Annotated in this window: 10 protein-coding genes and 1 riboswitch; of the genes, 2 read left to right on the top strand and 8 right to left on the bottom strand. The window is 45.1% G+C overall.

Going from position 1 to position 17591, the window contains the following annotated elements; all coding sequences use genetic code 11:
- Positions 1-224 precede the first annotated feature (224 nt).
- Positions 225-2015, bottom strand: coding sequence for a flavocytochrome c (locus tag L2755_RS12670; RefSeq protein ID WP_248981058.1), 1791 nt, complete (start codon positions 2013-2015; stop codon positions 225-227).
- A gap of 436 nt (positions 2016-2451) precedes the next feature.
- Between L2755_RS12670 and L2755_RS12665 the strand changes: the two genes are divergently transcribed.
- Both L2755_RS12665 and L2755_RS12660 read left to right on the top strand, forming a co-directional pair.
- Positions 2452-4458, top strand: coding sequence for an ATP-binding protein (locus tag L2755_RS12665; RefSeq protein WP_248981057.1), 2007 nt, complete (start codon positions 2452-2454; stop codon positions 4456-4458).
- Positions 4459-4460: 2 nt separating this feature from the next.
- Positions 4461-5831 carry a sigma-54-dependent transcriptional regulator gene (locus L2755_RS12660; RefSeq protein ID WP_248981056.1) on the top strand — a complete coding sequence of 457 codons (1371 nt, stop codon included), beginning with the start codon at positions 4461-4463 and terminating at the stop codon, positions 5829-5831.
- An 88-nt stretch (positions 5832-5919) separates the two neighbouring features.
- Here the strand turns inward: L2755_RS12660 and L2755_RS12655 are convergent, their stop codons facing one another.
- The 7 genes from L2755_RS12655 to L2755_RS12625 form a co-directional block, all read right to left on the bottom strand.
- Positions 5920-7164: a dicarboxylate/amino acid:cation symporter gene (locus L2755_RS12655; protein WP_248981055.1), complete on the bottom strand. Its 1245-nt coding sequence runs from the start codon at positions 7162-7164 to the stop codon at positions 5920-5922.
- A gap of 575 nt (positions 7165-7739) precedes the next feature.
- Positions 7740-8639 carry a DUF7281 domain-containing protein gene (locus tag L2755_RS12650; protein ID WP_248981054.1) on the bottom strand — a complete coding sequence of 300 codons (900 nt, stop codon included), beginning with the start codon at positions 8637-8639 and terminating at the stop codon, positions 7740-7742.
- Between the two features lie 7 nt (positions 8640-8646).
- A complete protein-coding gene (locus L2755_RS12645; protein WP_248981053.1) occupies positions 8647-9900 on the bottom strand; it encodes a hypothetical protein in 1254 nt (417 codons plus the stop codon).
- Complete coding sequence (locus L2755_RS12640) at positions 9900-10523, bottom strand: hypothetical protein (RefSeq protein ID WP_248981052.1); 624 nt, start codon at positions 10521-10523, stop codon at positions 9900-9902. Before L2755_RS12640 ends, L2755_RS12645 begins: the two co-directional genes overlap by 1 nt.
- On the bottom strand, positions 10523-14230 hold the full coding sequence (locus tag L2755_RS12635; protein ID WP_248981051.1) for an ATP-binding protein: 3708 nt from the start codon (positions 14228-14230) through the stop codon (positions 10523-10525). The genes L2755_RS12640 and L2755_RS12635 overlap by 1 nt, the downstream gene beginning before the upstream one ends.
- A 315-nt stretch (positions 14231-14545) precedes the next feature.
- Positions 14546-15919, bottom strand: coding sequence for an alanine/glycine:cation symporter family protein (locus L2755_RS12630; RefSeq protein WP_248981050.1), 1374 nt, complete (start codon positions 15917-15919; stop codon positions 14546-14548).
- Between the two features lie 207 nt (positions 15920-16126).
- A riboswitch (glycine riboswitch) is annotated at positions 16127-16258 on the bottom strand.
- A gap of 411 nt (positions 16259-16669) precedes the next feature.
- Positions 16670-17377, bottom strand: coding sequence for a DUF3581 domain-containing protein (locus L2755_RS12625; protein ID WP_248981049.1), 708 nt, complete (start codon positions 17375-17377; stop codon positions 16670-16672).
- Positions 17378-17591 lie beyond the last annotated feature (214 nt).

Here is a 17591-nt window from a genome sequence, read left to right as displayed (position 1 = left end):
CAGCTTGTGCGCTGAGTGGCGTGCAAGCTTCTAAATCAGGGATGATTTAGCAGAGCCATCAGGGAAGATTTTACGGCGGCTTGCAAAGACACTAGCGCATTGGCTGCAGATACAAAAAAGCCCCCATCCATAAGACGAGGGCTTTTAGCTTAACGCTTTTAGTTTACAACAAGCTAAGCGCTACTTTTTAACAGACTATTTCTAACAAGCTATTTTTTAACAGACTATTTCTTCTTTGAGTAAATAGCTGCGTTTTCACCTGCCATTCTACCGAAGGTAACAATGTCAGAAATCGCGTTGCCACCTAGACGGTTAGCACCATGAACACCACCAGTGACTTCACCTGCGCCGTATAGACCTGGGATAACTTGCTTCTTAGCATTTAAAATCTCTGACTTAGAATCAATCATCACGCCGCCCATAGTGTGGTGAACACCAGGAGTGACTTCGATTGCGTAGTAGTTACCTTCGTTCAATGCACGCGGTAGGTTTGGACGCCCAAAGTCAGCATCTTTGCCAGCTGTCACAAGCGTGTTGTAACGAGCCACAGTTTCAGTCAGAGCTTTACCATCGATATTCTCTAACTTGCCCAGTTTAACCAGTGAATCAGCAGTCGGTGCAACACCTAAACCAATGTACTTATCAATTTTACTTAGCGACTTACGCACTGAATCATCAAAGATTAAGTAAGCAGTCTTACCTGTTTGCTCAAGAATAGCGGCTGCCGCTTTATCACGAGTAGTGATTTCGTTGACGAAACGCTTACCTTCACGGTTAACCAAAATAGCACCATTACCACGTACCGCTTCAGTCACCATTACACCACCTTTAACAGATAGCGTTGGGTGAGCTTGAATGTACTGCATATCTTGCATGGCTGCACCAGCGTTGGCTGCAACATCAAGACCGTCACCCGTCGCACCGGGCTGGTTCGTTGATACAAAGCCTTTTAACTTAGGATCAAGCTTAGCAACACGTTCATTGTTCTTACCGAAACCACCTGTCGCAAGTACAACTGCATCGGCTTTAATCCAGTAGTAACCTTTATACATGCCTTTAACGAGCAGGCCTTTAACGTTACCGGCATCATCTTTTAGGATTTCAACACCACGGGTGTTCATGCGCATATCGATATCACGCTTAACCGCGTTATCATAAAGCACCTGAATCACGTGAGCACCAACACCCGCACCGCCTGTTGGACGATGGCTACGGTTAACTGATGCGCCACCCATACGACCGATATCGGTAAGATCAGCGCCCATGGTGGTTAACCAATCAACTGACTCTTTAGAGTGAGATGCAAGTACATCAACAAGCTCAGGATTGTTTAAGTTACGTCCGCCCTTCATGGTGTCTTTCACCATAGACTCAACGCTATCTTCAATACCTTTGGCTTTTTGCTGATCAGTCCAAGCCGCATTCATGCCGCCCGCGGCTAACTTAGCATTACCACCAATTAAAGGTTCTTTCTCAACCATAATCACTTTAGCGCCGTTATCATGTGCAGAGACGGCAGCAGAGAAGCCTGCACCACCTGAACCAATGACCACGACGTTAACAGTATCTTGAGGAGCAGCGGCAAGAGCTGCTTGACGATCTGATTTGTCTTTCAACAACTCTTTAATGCTCAGCTCGTCACGTTGCCATTTTTTAGTGTACGGCATGTCAAAGTCGAAGCTATGGCAAGAATCACAGTAGACCATCGATTTTTCATGTGCGCTGTGGCAAGAGGTACAAGCGATTTCGCCAGGGAAGTGAGATGCGTGTGCATTGTAGTGCTCATGCTCAGTTTCTTTAGCGACCTCTTCCAAGGTGCCGTGACAAGAAACACACTGCTCGTTTTCATAGCTCAAGTTATCATTTGATAACTCACCATCGGGCATATGACAGCTATCGCACTCTTGGTTTTCACCGTGGAACTCAGCTAAATCGTCTGCTGCAATCGCGCTTGTCATAAAGCCCGCAGAGCCTAGAAGTGTTGCAATACACACTGCTTTCTTAAAGTTTTTCATCTCAAATCCTCACTTTTACCCGACTGATTCACAGTGAACAAAAGTCATCACAGTAATTTCGACAATCAAAGCTGTTGTCGTTAATTTTTAATTCATCGCCATTTTGAGCCTGTTATTAGCGCGGCTCAATCAAATAGCGTTTACAGATGAATAAACTGAACACTCGATCACAGCGTATAAAACGCGTCATGCAAGGATGCATAATTGCATGGGGTGTTATGCAAAAATGCATAGGCCTGTGTTATCCCGCTCACACTTAAACGCTGCCGCGACATCTATGCTTCTACTTGTGAGTGCAAACATAAATATGTGTCTAAATAGCGACCTACCCATTAAATCAACAGCAGATAGCGCTGAAAATCAAACCGAGTACAGCAGTGCAAAATCGAGAATCTCAGCACAGTTAAGCTGCATAAGCGCATGCTAAGATAGACTTATGAAAATATTTGTTAACTTATTCTGCGCCCTCATCCTTGTTACTTTCCCTCTCATTGCACAGGCCGATGCCGCCCAAGAAAAGCAAAGTATTGTCTTTGGTGTCCACTCTAAAACTGCGCCACTAGAGTGGCGCAATAATGGCGTCGACCAAGGCTTCAATCTCGAGCTGATGGATAGGATTGGTCAACTTACCGGAAAACGCATTTTTGTTCGGCGTAAGACATTTCAGCAGCTACTGGTCGATGTACATAATCCCCAATCATTGATAGATGTGATTGCCGTGGTTAGCCCGGTAACGATTGATCGCGACCTCAGTCAGTCCGACCCCATCTATGCCACCCATGCAAAAGCCTATACCTTGCAAGGAAAGTCATTTATTAATGGCTGGCACGATCTAAAAGATAAGCGCGTGGCCATTAAAAAAGGCGCCTTTGTCGATGTTTACATCTCAGGAAAACTGCAAAATTTTAAAAGAGTCGATGTCGATCTTTATGAAACAGGTTTTCAGCTATTGATCAAAGACCAAGTCGATGTGGTGATTGCCGAAAACTTTGTCGCTCGGCGATTAATGCCTTTATATCCTCCGGTCCGTAGTTCAAGTGTTCCACTGATATATGGTGCGTTTAATTTTGTCAGCAACCATCACAATGCAGCGCTAATGGATCAGGTAAACGATGCATTAAGGCAGCTAAAGCTCTCAGGGGAGTACGATCGTCTGGTCAATAAGTGGTTTGGTACTGGCCGCGAAAAAGTGGATCTGAACTCCGCTCAGAAAAGAATGCTATCACTGGCGATTTTAGTCAGCCTGATCTCGGCGCTAGGTATGCTGCTGACGGGTTACGTCAGCCTTAGCCTGCGCAAGCGCACCAAAGCGCTCAACCTAGAGCTCGCCCAGCGCAAGAAAGCAGAAGCCGCCATATCGAACCTTTCGAAACAGTTTCAATCAGTGTTAGATGGTATTCCCCATGGGGTCACTTTGTTTAACCGCGAGGGTGAGTGTTTGTGGAGTAACGATAATAATCAGTTACTGAGAAATCCAGACTTTCACTATGCAGACGGTCAACCTTTTGCACTTTACCCTATTTTGATAGAAGCACTCGATACTGATAAATCAACCATTGCCGATATGATGATTGAAAAACAGTATTGGCAGTTGCAGTTGCACCCTATTGGTGATGATCAAGCGGTTATTTTACTTGCAGAAACCACTGAGCAACAACGGCTGCGTCAAGCCAATGACGAAGCCAGTCGGCTTGCCTCATTAGGGGAGTTATCTGCGGGTATCGCTCATGAAATTAATAATCCCACTGGGATTATCATCCATTCGATTGCCTTTATTAACGATGCCCTTGCCGATCTTTCCATTGCCGCCGAGAGCTATCAGCAACAGAATCCATTTTGGAATGTGGCAGGCCTTGAGCCAACATCGGCCATGGCTGAGCTCAACTTGAGCAGTCAGTCTATTCTTGAAGGCGCTGAGCGAATAAGCCGAATTGTCAGCGATTTAAAACGTTACGCACTGCCAACACTCACCGATGGATATCAAGCCATCGCCCTTAATGAAGTGGTGTTGGTTTCTCTGCGTTTAACTGCCAACCAAATAAAACTGCTGAATGTGGCAACCGAGCTACACCACCCAAGCCCAATGATCAAAGGTGACGCTCAGCAGTTAAACCAAGTGCTAATTAACCTGATTCAAAATGCCTGCCATGCCATTGAACTAGACGCTGAAACCTACGATCAAGACCAGCATATCTTGATAAAAACCAGCGTAGAGCAGCAGTTTGCTTGCCTTACAGTGATAGATAAAGGCCAAGGGATGGACAGAGCAACACTGCAAAGAATTACTGAGCCATTCTTCACTACCAGACGTTCGAGCGGCGGTAGCGGTCTAGGCCTATCGGTGTGCAGCCGCATTATTAAAGAACATAAAGCCGATATGCAGATTGAATCGCGTATTGGTCAAGGCACGGTCATCACCCTGCGCTTTCCATTGGAGTCTTAAACGTGAAACTTGCCAGAAATATCCTACTTGTCGACGACGAAGCATCTTGGTTACGCACCTTAGCCATTACGCTTAATCGGTTAGTGCCGGAAGCGAAAATTGATACCTGTGTCGATAGCAGACAAGTGATGAACCGTCTTGAGGTGAGCGACTATGCCTTGGTGCTACTTGATCTAACCATGCCATTTCACTCCGGTGAAGAGCTGTTAGATATGATCCGCAACGCGTTCCCAAAAACGCGGGTTATTATTGTCACCGGCGTTAATGAAGTCGATACCGCAGTGCGCTGCATTAAGCATGGCGCCTACGATTACTTTATTAAAACCGATAATGTTGATGATCTGGCCAGAACCGTACGTCGCGCGCTAGAGGTGGTCGGTCTTGAGCGTAACTATCTAAGAATAAAAGAGAGCTTTCTCAGCAAAACCTTGAGTCAGCCTGAGGTATTCAATAATATTCTTACCTGCGAGCCGGCTTTGCTCGATCAGTTCCGATACTTTGAAGCCGTCGCCCCAAGCCCAGAACCGATCCTCATTCAAGGTGAGAGCGGCACCGGTAAAGATGAATTTGCCAAGTCAGGCCACCTACTGTGCTGCCCTGACGCACCATTTATCAATGTAAACCTGGCAGGGATCAGCACTTCAGCCTTTGAACTGCAGCTATTTGGGCAAATTAACAGGCTAGAAAATGGCCAAGTCAGCGCGCAAGTGGGGGTATTACATCAGGTTAAATCAGGCCTGCTGTACCTAAATGAGATTGGCGATCTGCCGATTGAGGCGCAAGCAAAGCTGGTGGATGTGATTGAGCACAAGCAGTACTACCCCATCGGCAGCGACCAAGCCTATCCAGTACTGTGTAAAATAATCACCTCAACCCAGCATGATCTACTTGCCTTGAGCAAAGCGGGTAAGTTTCGCAACGATCTTTTATATCGTCTGCGCTCTCATACCATAAAGCTGCCGCCACTAAGGCAGCGCAGACTCGATCTGTTCATGTTAATTAATCATTTCATCACCTTAGCCGCTGATGAGATGAACTTGTCTAGACCACAACAACCTAGCACACTTGCCTCGCAGTTAGCCGAGTATGAGTTTCCTGGAAACTTACACGAACTAAAGGGGATGGTGTTTGATGCCGTCAGCAGAAGTGATGGTATTCAGCTTAATATCACCCCCTTTATGGAGGCGATAAACTTAAGCAAGGCAGCTCCAGATGATAAAGGCCAGCTAGTCTTTCCAAAGGAACTACCCACACTGGCGCAGATGGGCGACGCACTAATTAACGAAGCGATGAGCCGCACCGCCAATAGTCAAACCGCGGCAGCGAGAATGCTCGGCATTAGCCAAAGTGCCTTAAGCCGACGGCTTAAGTAAGCAGTGATGGATCAGTACTGATGGCCAATACTCATTTTTAGCCAAAAAAAATGCCAGCTAATCGCTGGCACTTTAGTCATGTCGCAGCTTAGGCGGTAACTAGCTTAGCTTCTGCACGTTTTTCAGTTTCATCAACAATGGTCAGCACTGCTGCATCGCCAACCACATTGCATGATGTCAGCACCATATCAATTATACGGTCTAGCGCTGCAACGATAGCAAATGCTTCAACAGGTAAACCCATCTGATGGATAAGCACACCAATCATCACCATTCCGCCACCAGGGACGCCACCAGCGCCAACAGAGAGCAAGAAGACACTAAACAGTAGTGCTGGAAGTTGATCCATGCCAATTGGAGCGCCAAACGCGTTTGCCACAAAGAAAATAGCAATGGTGATGTAAATCGATACACCGCCCATATTCATCGTGGCACCGAGCGGAACGCCAAAACCGGCAACGGCGCGATTAACGCCAAGCTTTTCGGTCAGAGTGCGCATTGTTACTGGAATCGTTGCATTTGAGCTGGCTGTGGAGAGTGAAAACAGGATCTGCTCACGTGTTTTCTCGCGGAACTCTTTTGCCGATATAGGGGTAAACATGCTAACGGCAAATGGATACACCACAAAAATCCATAACAGTAGCAAGCTTAAAATAACCACTAGGTATTCAAGCACACTACCAAATATCGCCGCTTCTAGTGTCGCGCCCAACTTTAGCATTAATGCCAACACACCAATTGGTGCAAGCTGCATTACCACGCTAATCAACTTCATCATGATTTTGTTGGCAACCTGAAAGCCACTCACTGCGCTTTTAGCGGTGTCGCCTAGAGACTTAATCACACCACCAAGTAGCAGTGCCATAAAGATAACTTGCAACATGTTACCCGACGTAAAGGCCGCAACAGGGTTGTTAGGGACAATGCCTACTATGAGTTCAACCAAGTTTGGCAGCTCAGTCGCGACTATCTCTACACCGCCGTTGCTGGACATATCCACGCCTTTGCCAGGTGCCAATAACAAGGCTACTGCTAAAGCAGCAAAAATAGCCACTATGGTGTTGATGATATAGAAGCCAAAGGTTTTTCCGCCTAAGCGACCAAAACTATTGAGATCTTTAAGCTCGCAAACACCACATACAATTGAGACGAAAACCAGCGGTACCACTAACATCATGATCATATTGACGAACATGGTGCCAGCGCCAGAAGCAATATCGACCACGGTGCCGCTAAAGAAGCTGATATCAGCGAGGAAGTATTGAATAATCGATCCGAAGATCAGACCGGTAAACAGACCAATAAAGATCCGCGTTGAAAGTGATTTAGTCATTAACTTGCCTTATATTCGACATGTCTTATCGCATGTCTTCTACTGCCTTCAATGATGACGACTTACGACTAAGCGCCTATTTATGGCAGGGATAGTGAAACATGCTGGCAATAATTTCAATCAAAAACAGTGAATAAGTTTAGCCAACAAATTTACAACAAGCACCAGTAAACAAGACAAGCTACTGTTAAATAAGTGAAAAACAATCACCCGCAGAACAATCCGAATGGTCAACTTTTACACACCCAACATAAGCTCAACATTAAAAGAACAACCACGCAAAAACCAAGCAGTTAATAACACTGCAAGCACAAGCAAAAACAGTGATAACAGCCACTAATGGTAACTTTGGCGAAGTGATAGACCGCTAGATATGACTAAGTAGTATTATCTAAAGCTCAACTGCTGAATGTTTGCGCTTAACACCCCGTAAGATGTATTTCAGCACAAGGTTAACAGCGAGCAGATGTTGTTGCTTAATACTCACTCGTTGCTCGATTATAACTGCAACAAAGACCAATACTGCGGATGCTTTTACTGGTATTTGGCTTGTTTATGCTGCCCGCGAGTCCAATTTATTTCGCCTTTAAATCAAATAGCTGCAACGCTACTCCATGGCTCAACATATGCTCTTGTTTCAGCGTTATATGTTGTGCATTCATTAGCGCAAAGGCCAACTTGCATTGTGCGGGTAAGGATTGTTGTCTTTGCAAATACAGCCGAGAGTCACTTTGGTTATGCCAGTCTTGTTCAATGCCCTGTAAATCAATGGCAATCGCCGCTTCGCAATCCATTGGCGACAACCAATAGTCTGCACCACTGCTGTAAGCGATTTCGATGCCTTTAGGGTCTAAATCACTAAAACAGACCAACTTGGTGTTAGGGTCATTCTGCCAACGCCTAAAAAATTGATAAGCAGTTCCCGTCTGTTGACTCGGTTTAACGTCGCCGCGGTATAGCCACAATGCGTCCTGCAAGCACTCAGGCAAGATCAAATTAGCTAAGTTGGCCATCAAGGTCAGGTTTTCAACCAAGACAATATAGGGGTGTTCAACGGTATCAATCTCGTCAGCCTTCACTGAAATACCTAGCGAGGATAAGGGCGACTTAGCCATCAGCTGCTGGTTAACTCGCAGCTCAGCAATACTATTAATTAAAATAAAATCACGACTCACTGGGTAGCTATTGAGTTTCTCACTCCGGTATAAAAATGAATTATGTTTGCGACTTTTAGTCTCTGGGTAAGTATCGAACTCAAGATCAACGCCCAACTCTTTTTTAACCGCTGCAATAAGGCGTATTTTATCGATACTGGTATAGGTGTAATACCCTGCCGACCCCTTCGTTCCTGACGACAAAGTCCCAAAACCATAGTCAGACGATAATTGCTTTACATACTCTTTACTGGGGATCTTGGCGCCAGAGGAGTATTGTCGAAGCAGGGCTTTGGTTTTACCAAACAAGTCTCTATTCATACAGGTTCTATTTTAAACTCGGGTCTAGGCCTATCACCACATCGTGGTAGCTAAAGTTGGCTGTTGTCCCTTGAACTTGGACCCCTTTCATATTGATGCTAAAAGCGGCTTGTTGTTCATTGGTTAACTTACAATAGTTGCTAAACACTAATTCAATCCAGGCTTTTGGATGAATGCTGTGCGCGGTGTCTTGCCACTGGATTTGTGAGTAATGCCAAAATGCCAATGCTGAGATAGGCTCATCTGAGGTGATCACTTGCTCAAACAGCGCTTCTGCTTGTAGATCAAAAAAGTCACTTTGGTAGCTCACTCGCTCTATAGGTGCTATCTCAATTTCAGCGCTCTCACGCTCTTTCACCTCCTGAGCAGCGGATTGCTTTCTTAAAGAGTGAACCAACTTAATCAGCGGAGTTTCTAGCGCTGTGTTACGGGTATCAACATAGGACCTAAGAGCCATCGCTGGTGCAAGCTTCAACGCTTCAGGCAGTGTTGGCTGTTCATACAGGTTATCGCTCAGTTCGAACTCTGGGTGCTGACGTAAAAAACGCGCCATGCTGCGCAGTTGATTGGCTTTTTTCTCATCACGACGTAAGCGAAACAAACTGAGGCGCATATTGTCGATAATGAAGCGTAATCGCGGCAACACTTGATTAAACCAATACACAAAGCCAGTGATTTTCCGCGCAAACTCATTGGGGCACGGCCAGTTAATCCACTCGTAGCAAGCTTCCGGGTCGATTTGCTGCAACTCGGTCAGCAGGTTTTGAGCATGGTTTAAGTAACGCTCATTTTGCCTGATCTTGTTGGCTAAGCTGCTAACAAAACCAAATTGGCTGACAATGCCGTAATGCATGTTATCGAGGTTATTGTTTAAACCATCTTTGGTTTCATATAAAAGATCATCGAGCTGTTCGAGAAATAAGTCGGCGTCTTCACTCTGATCGGCCTGTACTGAAAGCTGATAGTCTTTGACGGTTTCATCGAGTGCCTCAATCACCTTGCCCATATCGGTTAATTGACGATAGCTACTTTGCTTACGCATCAAACGATTGAGCATACGTTTAAAGTCGGTGGTGACTCTAAACTCACCGACCTCGTCATCTGGGCGCAGTAAACCCGCCTTGTGTAAGGTCGAAATAGTTTTGCTATCTTGGCTATCGGCCGCTATCGAGCCATAGACATAAGCACTGGCTAACAACTCATCATTAGCGCCAATCTTTCTCAGTAGCGCTGAAACCTGTCCTGCATCAAAACCCGCCATTAGAACAATAACTCATCTTGTTGTTCAGCCTGCTCATCTGGCAACTCGACTTGCTCTGAATCATTTAAAAACTCAATTAAGCAGTAAATTAGATCAAACCGCGCAGTGGCAAAATAACGGCTACTGCCTGGATTTTTTCGCACAAAATAGTGCATATCTTCCAGTTTATTAAACAGGGTCGCCAGTTGCTCTCTGGTTTCTTCCTTATTGGTTTTAAACGGCTTAATGGAGGTTAAGCGTCTAAGCTGGTCACGTAAGGTTTGATCTTGCTCGAAGGGTTCAAACAAGGTGTTAATATTGACCACCGATTTACCATGCAAGGGCAAGTCGGCTTGAGTGGCTGTTAGCAGTAGATCTAAAAACTCCACTAAGGGTCTAAAGATACTGCGCATTTCGTTAAACAGTGCTGATAACTCAGCCGTATTACTTTGGTCAACCCGCTCATAAGTGCAGTAAAAGGCATCGGCATTATCAAGGTAAGTTAAGTTACGATCTAGATTCGATAAAAAATCACTGACGCGCTCAAACTCGCTTTCCACTTTTAAGTAGGTGAACTCTTCAGCAAAAGCCGTTTCGCAAATCACCTCGCCAGTTAACAGCTTTTGGATAGTCTGTTTAAACATTATAACTCCTGCTTAGCGGTTGCCGCTTGTTGCTGATTGGCACGTTTCGCAAGTAACTCATCGAGGCGCGACTGCGGGATCTCCGCATGGTAAATTTTATTGTCTTTCAATTTATAATGCTTGTCGTACAAGGATAAAATATGACGATCCGTCGACGGCGAAGCCGACAAGATGTGGATATCGTTATCAGTGAACATTTTCAATAGCAGGTCAATGTTTTCGGCGGCCAATTCACCCAGCTCATCCACAGGCAAAATGATCTGACTGCTAAATTGGCTTTCACCGCGTAGCATACCCAGCAAGCCTGAGAACAATGACAACATGGCTAAATATGACAATCCAGTTGAACTGACCTTTTTCAATTGGCGAGCATTCCGCGCGTGTTTTACATGGCCTTTTTCAGTGATGGTAAATTCAATGTCAAATAAATTGCTGTGGTTCAATACAAAGCCTTCACTTGGCAAATAGGTCGCCAAATTTTGCATTGCATATACCAGATCGTCGGGGATCTCACCGACACCATCGCTTAACTGATCGCGGCATAGATCGTAAGCCTTGGAAAATTCTTTTAGCGATCCCCAATATTCCAGCTCTTCTTGCTTCATCACCGTGGTCACGTTGATCTCAGCTAAGGCATCAAAATGGGCTAGCGCTGTGACCTTACTCGACAAGTTTTTACCTATGGTCTTAATCTGTCTAGCAAAGTTTTCAACGTGTTGATAGAACTCGTTGATCATCGTGGCGTTAACCGACACCAACTGATAAGTGTTCTTCTGCTTTTGCTCCGCACTGCTTAGCAACTCAACGATGGGCTCTCGATATTTAAATAAGCTTCTTGCGGCGCTAAAATTGTCATTCTCGACCACCAGTTTTTGCCAATTATCGTACAAGTCACTGCTAGCGTGTTTCTTTTTAAAGCCATCATTAAACTTATTGAGTTGCTCGCCTAGGCGTTTCTCAATCACTTTAAATTGGTTGAGCCAATCGGCGCAAAAACTCACACTCAGATCGGCTTGATTATGAGGATGTTCAGCAGAGCCTAGCGCTTCAATACCGTGTTTTTCACAATGACGTTGGCTTTCATTTAGTTGAGTGAGTAACTCCTCGGTGTAGGCTTTTTTATCATTCAATTTTTTAATATTGCTGCGCAGTGCGCTAATGTCACTATTGAGTCGCACTCTAGTATCTTCAAGCTGCGTCTCAATACCGCGTTGCTGCACTAATCGATTCTGATTGAGCTCAACTAAGCCATCTCGATGACAATAGCGGTCAGTCATGAAGTGTTGGTAGTGATGCGCCTTTTGCTCAAAGACAGCACATTGCTTCAATGCTTGCTCTATCGTCTTGCGCTCGCTGGTGCGTTTATCAACTTCGCCATCGGGGTCAAGCTTAGCTAAATCGGTACTTTGCTGCTTTTTTAAATCTTTTAATCGTTGTTTATAGTTGGCTTCCAGCGCGGCTGTTTCCGCCGCTAATAATGCCAACTGACTATCACGATCGCCTTCAACCACCATGCGCTTTTCAAGCAACTGATTGTGTAACTCGTGTCGCTGCTCTTCGACATCATCGCTATGCTGTTGCTGCTGTTTGACTAGGCGCTTGTGCTCGGTCTCTAGCGTTTTTAGTTGCAGGTTAACCGCGTCGGTATACGCTTTAATCGCGACTCGTTTTTTAAGCTCGAAATTATCTTTTTGCATGTTGAGCTGTTGTAAGTTGAGCTCATTCTTGGCGATGTGTTGCGTCGCGACAGCACAATCGTTTTCAGCTGCTGCTATCTCTTTGGTTAGCAGCCCAATATGTTCATCAAGCTGTTCTATCTTCTCAGCCTGCAGGTTAACTTTTTCCGCCAGAGCCTCGTATTTTTCTCTTAGCTGGATCTCATCAAGAAACAGTGAGTCATTACTCTGCAAAGGCTCTAAATCGAGTGACAGACCATAGAAACTGTCACCACCAACCCATGCTGGCGCTAAATCACAACGGGTTAACTGCTCGCTTGTCAGTAAGCGACCAATGGTATTTTTCCAGTTTTTTGCTTGGGCTTCATTATCGAGGAAATACTGCAATGAGCCTTCAGCAGGAATAAGCTGTGAGCCGACTTGCGCATATTCCGCAGATAGCCCTTCTAGCTGACGCTTTTCTTGGGCATATTTCTCTAACTGATTATCTCGTCGCTTGATTAAGCCGTTATATTGCTGCAATGCTTGAGAATGGCTCTTATACAAACTATTTTGTTTATCTTTAGCTTCGCTTAACGCGACGGTGTTTTGCTCAATATCTTGCTGTAACTCAGGGGCGAGTTGCACTTGATTGAGCTGTACCTGAGTTAACTTTTGCTGCTCAACCTTAAGATCGCTTTCCAGCTGTTGCTTATTCAATTGCAATGCCGTATTTCGTGCACTCAGTTGTTGCTCTAGTTCGCGGTTTTGCAGGCGATCGACATCGTTGATCTTAGTGAGCTGCTGGGTGGCAACTTCACGAATGTCAGTGACTTTTATTTGATTGCCGTTTTGATCTTGCAGATGCTTAAACTTAAGTGTTTGAATAAGATCGGTAAACTTTTGCTGCAATTTATTAATATTGCCTTCAAAGGCACTAATAATGGCATTGATCTCATTGAGCTGATCTTGATGCTGCGGCGCCCTGTCAGCTTGCAGCTGATAATTTGCCGCATCATCATCGTCATAGTTCATTTTATCGGTATCGAGTAAATCAATTCTGCTTTGATCACTCTCTATTTCAGCTTTTAAGTTAGACACTTGCTTGCTTAATGACTGCTTGCTGGTTTCGAGTTCCTGTAGCAAGGCGGCAAGTTGTTGTTGCGCTGTCGTTTTCTTTTCAGCGCTTAGCTGTTGCTGCTCATTAAGGTTAACTTGGTGAGCGAGGATTTCAAAATGCAGGTGCTGCAGTTTATCGATAAGACTGTCTAAACTATTAAAATCACCCTGCCACAAGCCAATTTTTTCCGCCACTTTTTGCACTGCGCGGCTCGCTTGAATATCGGCAAGCCAGTTGCTGATATCTTCTTTATTGAGGCTAATCTGCTCTTTTTCGTCGCTTGTGCCTCGGGCAAGGTAGTCACTGGCAATAGCCACCAGCATGCGCTTAACCGCTTCAAAATCGAGGTTTTTCTCAATTGTGCCGTTAATCACTTTATCGATATGCGGACTCGATTGCTCACAAAAGCTGTAGCGGTTTTGTAATTGACGCACGTCTTTTAATTTACGACCACTACGGAGGTTTTGGATCACTTGACGGTATTTTTCAACCGCTAGATAACTTGATGAGTCACAGCCTATCTGTCGATAAAAGCCCTCAATCTCCTTCATTGAACGACGCTGATGATTGTCGCCAATGAAGTGGTCACTGTTATAAGCCGCATCAATAAATTTATATTGGGCTCCACGGCCATCGCTACTGACGAGCACCATACAAGTTTGCCCGTGGGGACGTTGATACTCATAGATCAACATGCTTGAAGCTCGTGGCAAATAGTAGTCGACAAAATTACGCGCCTGATCGACCTTGCTAACAATATCACTAGGTCGCATGCCATAAAATAATGGCAATAATCGCATTAAAGAGGTTTTACCTGCGCCATTAGTTCCCTCTAACTGCGTGTGGCCGCTTAAATCAAGCTCATTAACCTGCCCTTTCCAAAAACTGTCAATGATTATAATACGCAGTAAAGAGTAGCCTTGCTGAGCCATGAACGATCCTTATATGAGCGACTTTTACACCGTTACGACGTAAAAAAGGGTAAGCCAGATAATTTATAAGGATTAGGCTTTATTGTCGATAGCAAAGCCCACTAGAATAACCAATTGGCTTACTTTATTTCGTTTTATGCCGGTAGTGTGAGCGTAGAGTGGCTGTAGAAGGTGTTTCTTAGAATATTTAACAGATTTTGTCAGCATTGATGAGATTTTAAACTACGATTTTTTCTACTTAAAATGGCACCTTACTGCCGATAAACGTGCAGTAAAGTGACCTGAATCCCTTACACTAATTATTCCCCACGCAGATTATTGACTACGCAGTTCATCAAGCACTGCGGCGCGGCGCTTAGCAAAGTACTTATTGGTCTCTGCAATAATCACATGCCTTAAACCAATTAAGGCAATCAAATTTGGGATCGCCATCAAGCCGTTAACGGTATCGGCTAACATCCAAATCAAGTCCAGTTGAATAAAGGCTCCGACGGCAATCAAGCTTAAAAAGATCAGTTGATATAGCCTAATGCCTTTTTCACCCAGACGCTGACCCGTTAGGTAATACCAGCAACGCTCACCGTAATAATGCCAGCCCAAAATAGTGGTAAAGGCAAAACAAACTAGCGCTATGGTCACCACATATTGACCAATAATAGCCGAGCCGCCAGCGGCGAATGCAGCGCTGGTCATCGCTGCACCTGCGGTATCACCACTCCATACGCCAGTGATGATCAACACCAATCCGGTCATGGTACAGATTAAGATGGTATCGAAGAATGTCCCCGTCATGCTAACCATGCCCTGTTCAACAGGCTCATTGGTTTTGGCAGCCGCGGCGGCAATTGGCGCGCTTCCTAGACCAGATTCATTAGAGAATACCCCGCGGGCAATACCAATTTGCAGTGCTTGCGCGACCGTCGCCCCTAAAAAGCCGCCAGCGGCTGACACTGGCGTGAAGGCAGAATGAAGCACTAATTGCAGCGCCGGCATAATTTGCTCGGCAAACATCACCAAGATCCACACGCAAGCAAGCACATATCCTAATGCCATCGTCGGCACGACTTTTTGCGCTACATTGGCAATGCGTTTAACGCCGCCGAGCGTCACAGCCGCTACCATAGAGGTCAACACAATCGCGGTAACCCAAGCTGGCACATCAAAGGCGATGGTCATGGCATCGCTAATGGCATTTACCTGCGCAAAGGTGCCGATGCCAAAAAAGGCGACGCCGACGCCAAACACGGCAAAGATTTTTGCCAGCCATTTAAGACCGAGTCCGCGCTCAATATAGTACATCGGGCCGCCGGCAATATTGCCACGGGCATCGGTGGTGCGGTATTTCACCGCCAACATACACTCGGCGTATTTGGTCGCCATGCCAAAAAAGGCTGCCAACCACATCCAGAAAAGTGCCCCTGGACCACCCATCTTAATCGCGGTGGCAACCCCTACAATATTACCGGTACCTATGGTGGCCGATAGTGCAGTACAAAGCGCGGCAAAAGAGCTGAGATCGCCCTTGCCTGTCGCTGGTTTAAACAGCAGGCTGAGGGCGAGCGGAAGTTTAAAGACTTGAATAAGTTTAAGTCTAATCGTCAGGTAAAGGCCGGTTCCGACCAATAAGCAAAGGGTAACGGGACCCCAAACAATGGCATTAATATCGGCTAGTAGTGCGTGGTAGTTCATGGTGTTCCTCGAATATTAAACAACAAGACTCGCTATTGCCAAACGGCTTAAAAAATAGGAGTTATTAATAGTCGGAGGAGGAAAAGAAATGGCTTATGTTTGTCGCTGGCGAATGCAGCAACGGTTTATTCCACTCAGTGATGAGTAGAAAAGGCGCAGCGACAAGCGACAGTGACTAATATCGGCTTGATAATAGTTAACACAGTCATCCTCTCCTCTGTCCTTTTGCCTGAGCGTTTCGCGTTAACTAAAAAGCGGTTAACACTTTCGCCTTCGGCGCCGCATGACAAATAAAGCTTCGAACGCTTATCTGCTCGCAGTCTCTCCAGAGGCTCGTCCAGTAACAGTCCTCACCACAATGTGGCACCTGAAAGAGTCCTTGGTCTGAGCGCTACGCTATAAGTTAATATAGTGAAATAGAGCTCGAAACAAAGTTGCCTCGTCGGTGTAGGGTTGCTCCCTACTCTCCTGCTACCTTCATCCGAACGGATCCACTATTAATCGTATCTAAACGATTTATAGGGTTAAGCAGCATGCGTTATCTAACGGCTAGCCTCAAGTGAGATAACTCACACTTTAATCACTTGAAAGCCAGAATTAGAACGGTTGCTGATTTAATCAGCGCGCGAATAAAAAAAACCGACTAATCGCGAGTGCGATTAATCGGTGTTAATACTAATTCAATGTTAAATGCTATGGTCAATGAGCGGCCTATAACATTAGATCATGATCAACGCTATAGAGGTATGTTTAAGCACTATAGCTAATGCGGCGCTCTTCGTACCTATCAAACATTTGCTGTGCTTGGTCATCTACGTAAGGACGTAGGCCACTCATCACCAATGTTTTAATGCCGGTACCCACTAATGTCTCCCCACTATGCAGTTCAAACGTTAAGGTGACATCGCCACGCTTACCTTGGATCTGTAAATCTTGTGCAACTAACGTGAGCTCAACTTCGGTAAAGTCGAGTGTGGTCAGATCAAAAGACATGCTTTCGTAAATAACCAATGGCCTTGCAGGGTTGATCATCATCTGGTGCTGTTTCATCATCGGCACCAAAATATGCATAAAATTGAGACCAGAAAATGCGACATATTTACGAATAAACGATTCAATTTGCACATCACAATACCTAACGTCTCCGCTACGGTGGACGTTTAAATAGCATTTGTCTTTGTCATCTCTAATATCGAAATCTTCGTCTACAGCGGCAGGGAATTGCAGCTGTACGCCTTCACCAACCATACCTGCAAAATTAAAGGTCATTTTCTGGCTGAGACCGTATTCATTCAACACCAGAGAGAAAAGCAGGTCACCTGGTACGCAAAAGCGCTTGGCAGCGACGTCATGAATTGGATTAAAATCTTGTGCAACGCTTTTAGCAAACTCACTCGCCTGTTCAGGGGCGATTAAAATAGACTGGTTTGCTTTTTTAAAGAAAGAACTTAGAAACATAATCACTCAACAATCTTATTAGCGTTCAAAGTAGCGGTGCATTGTATACCATGATTGATTTTTGACTCACCCGATGACTTCCTCACGCCTTGATTAATACGTTACTACCAACGTATATACAACCAAAAAACGACATAAAAAACGAGTCGCTCTAAGTCTATTTACATTTCCAGCGCGCTAATCATAGCTATTTTCATGCCAATGTAACTAAAAC

The sequence above is a fragment of the Shewanella abyssi genome (genome assembly GCF_023284025.1).
Lineage (GTDB): Bacteria > Pseudomonadota > Gammaproteobacteria > Enterobacterales > Shewanellaceae > Shewanella > Shewanella abyssi.
Note: the sequence above shows the minus strand (reverse complement) of the source record. Positions and strands in the feature narration are given on the sequence as shown.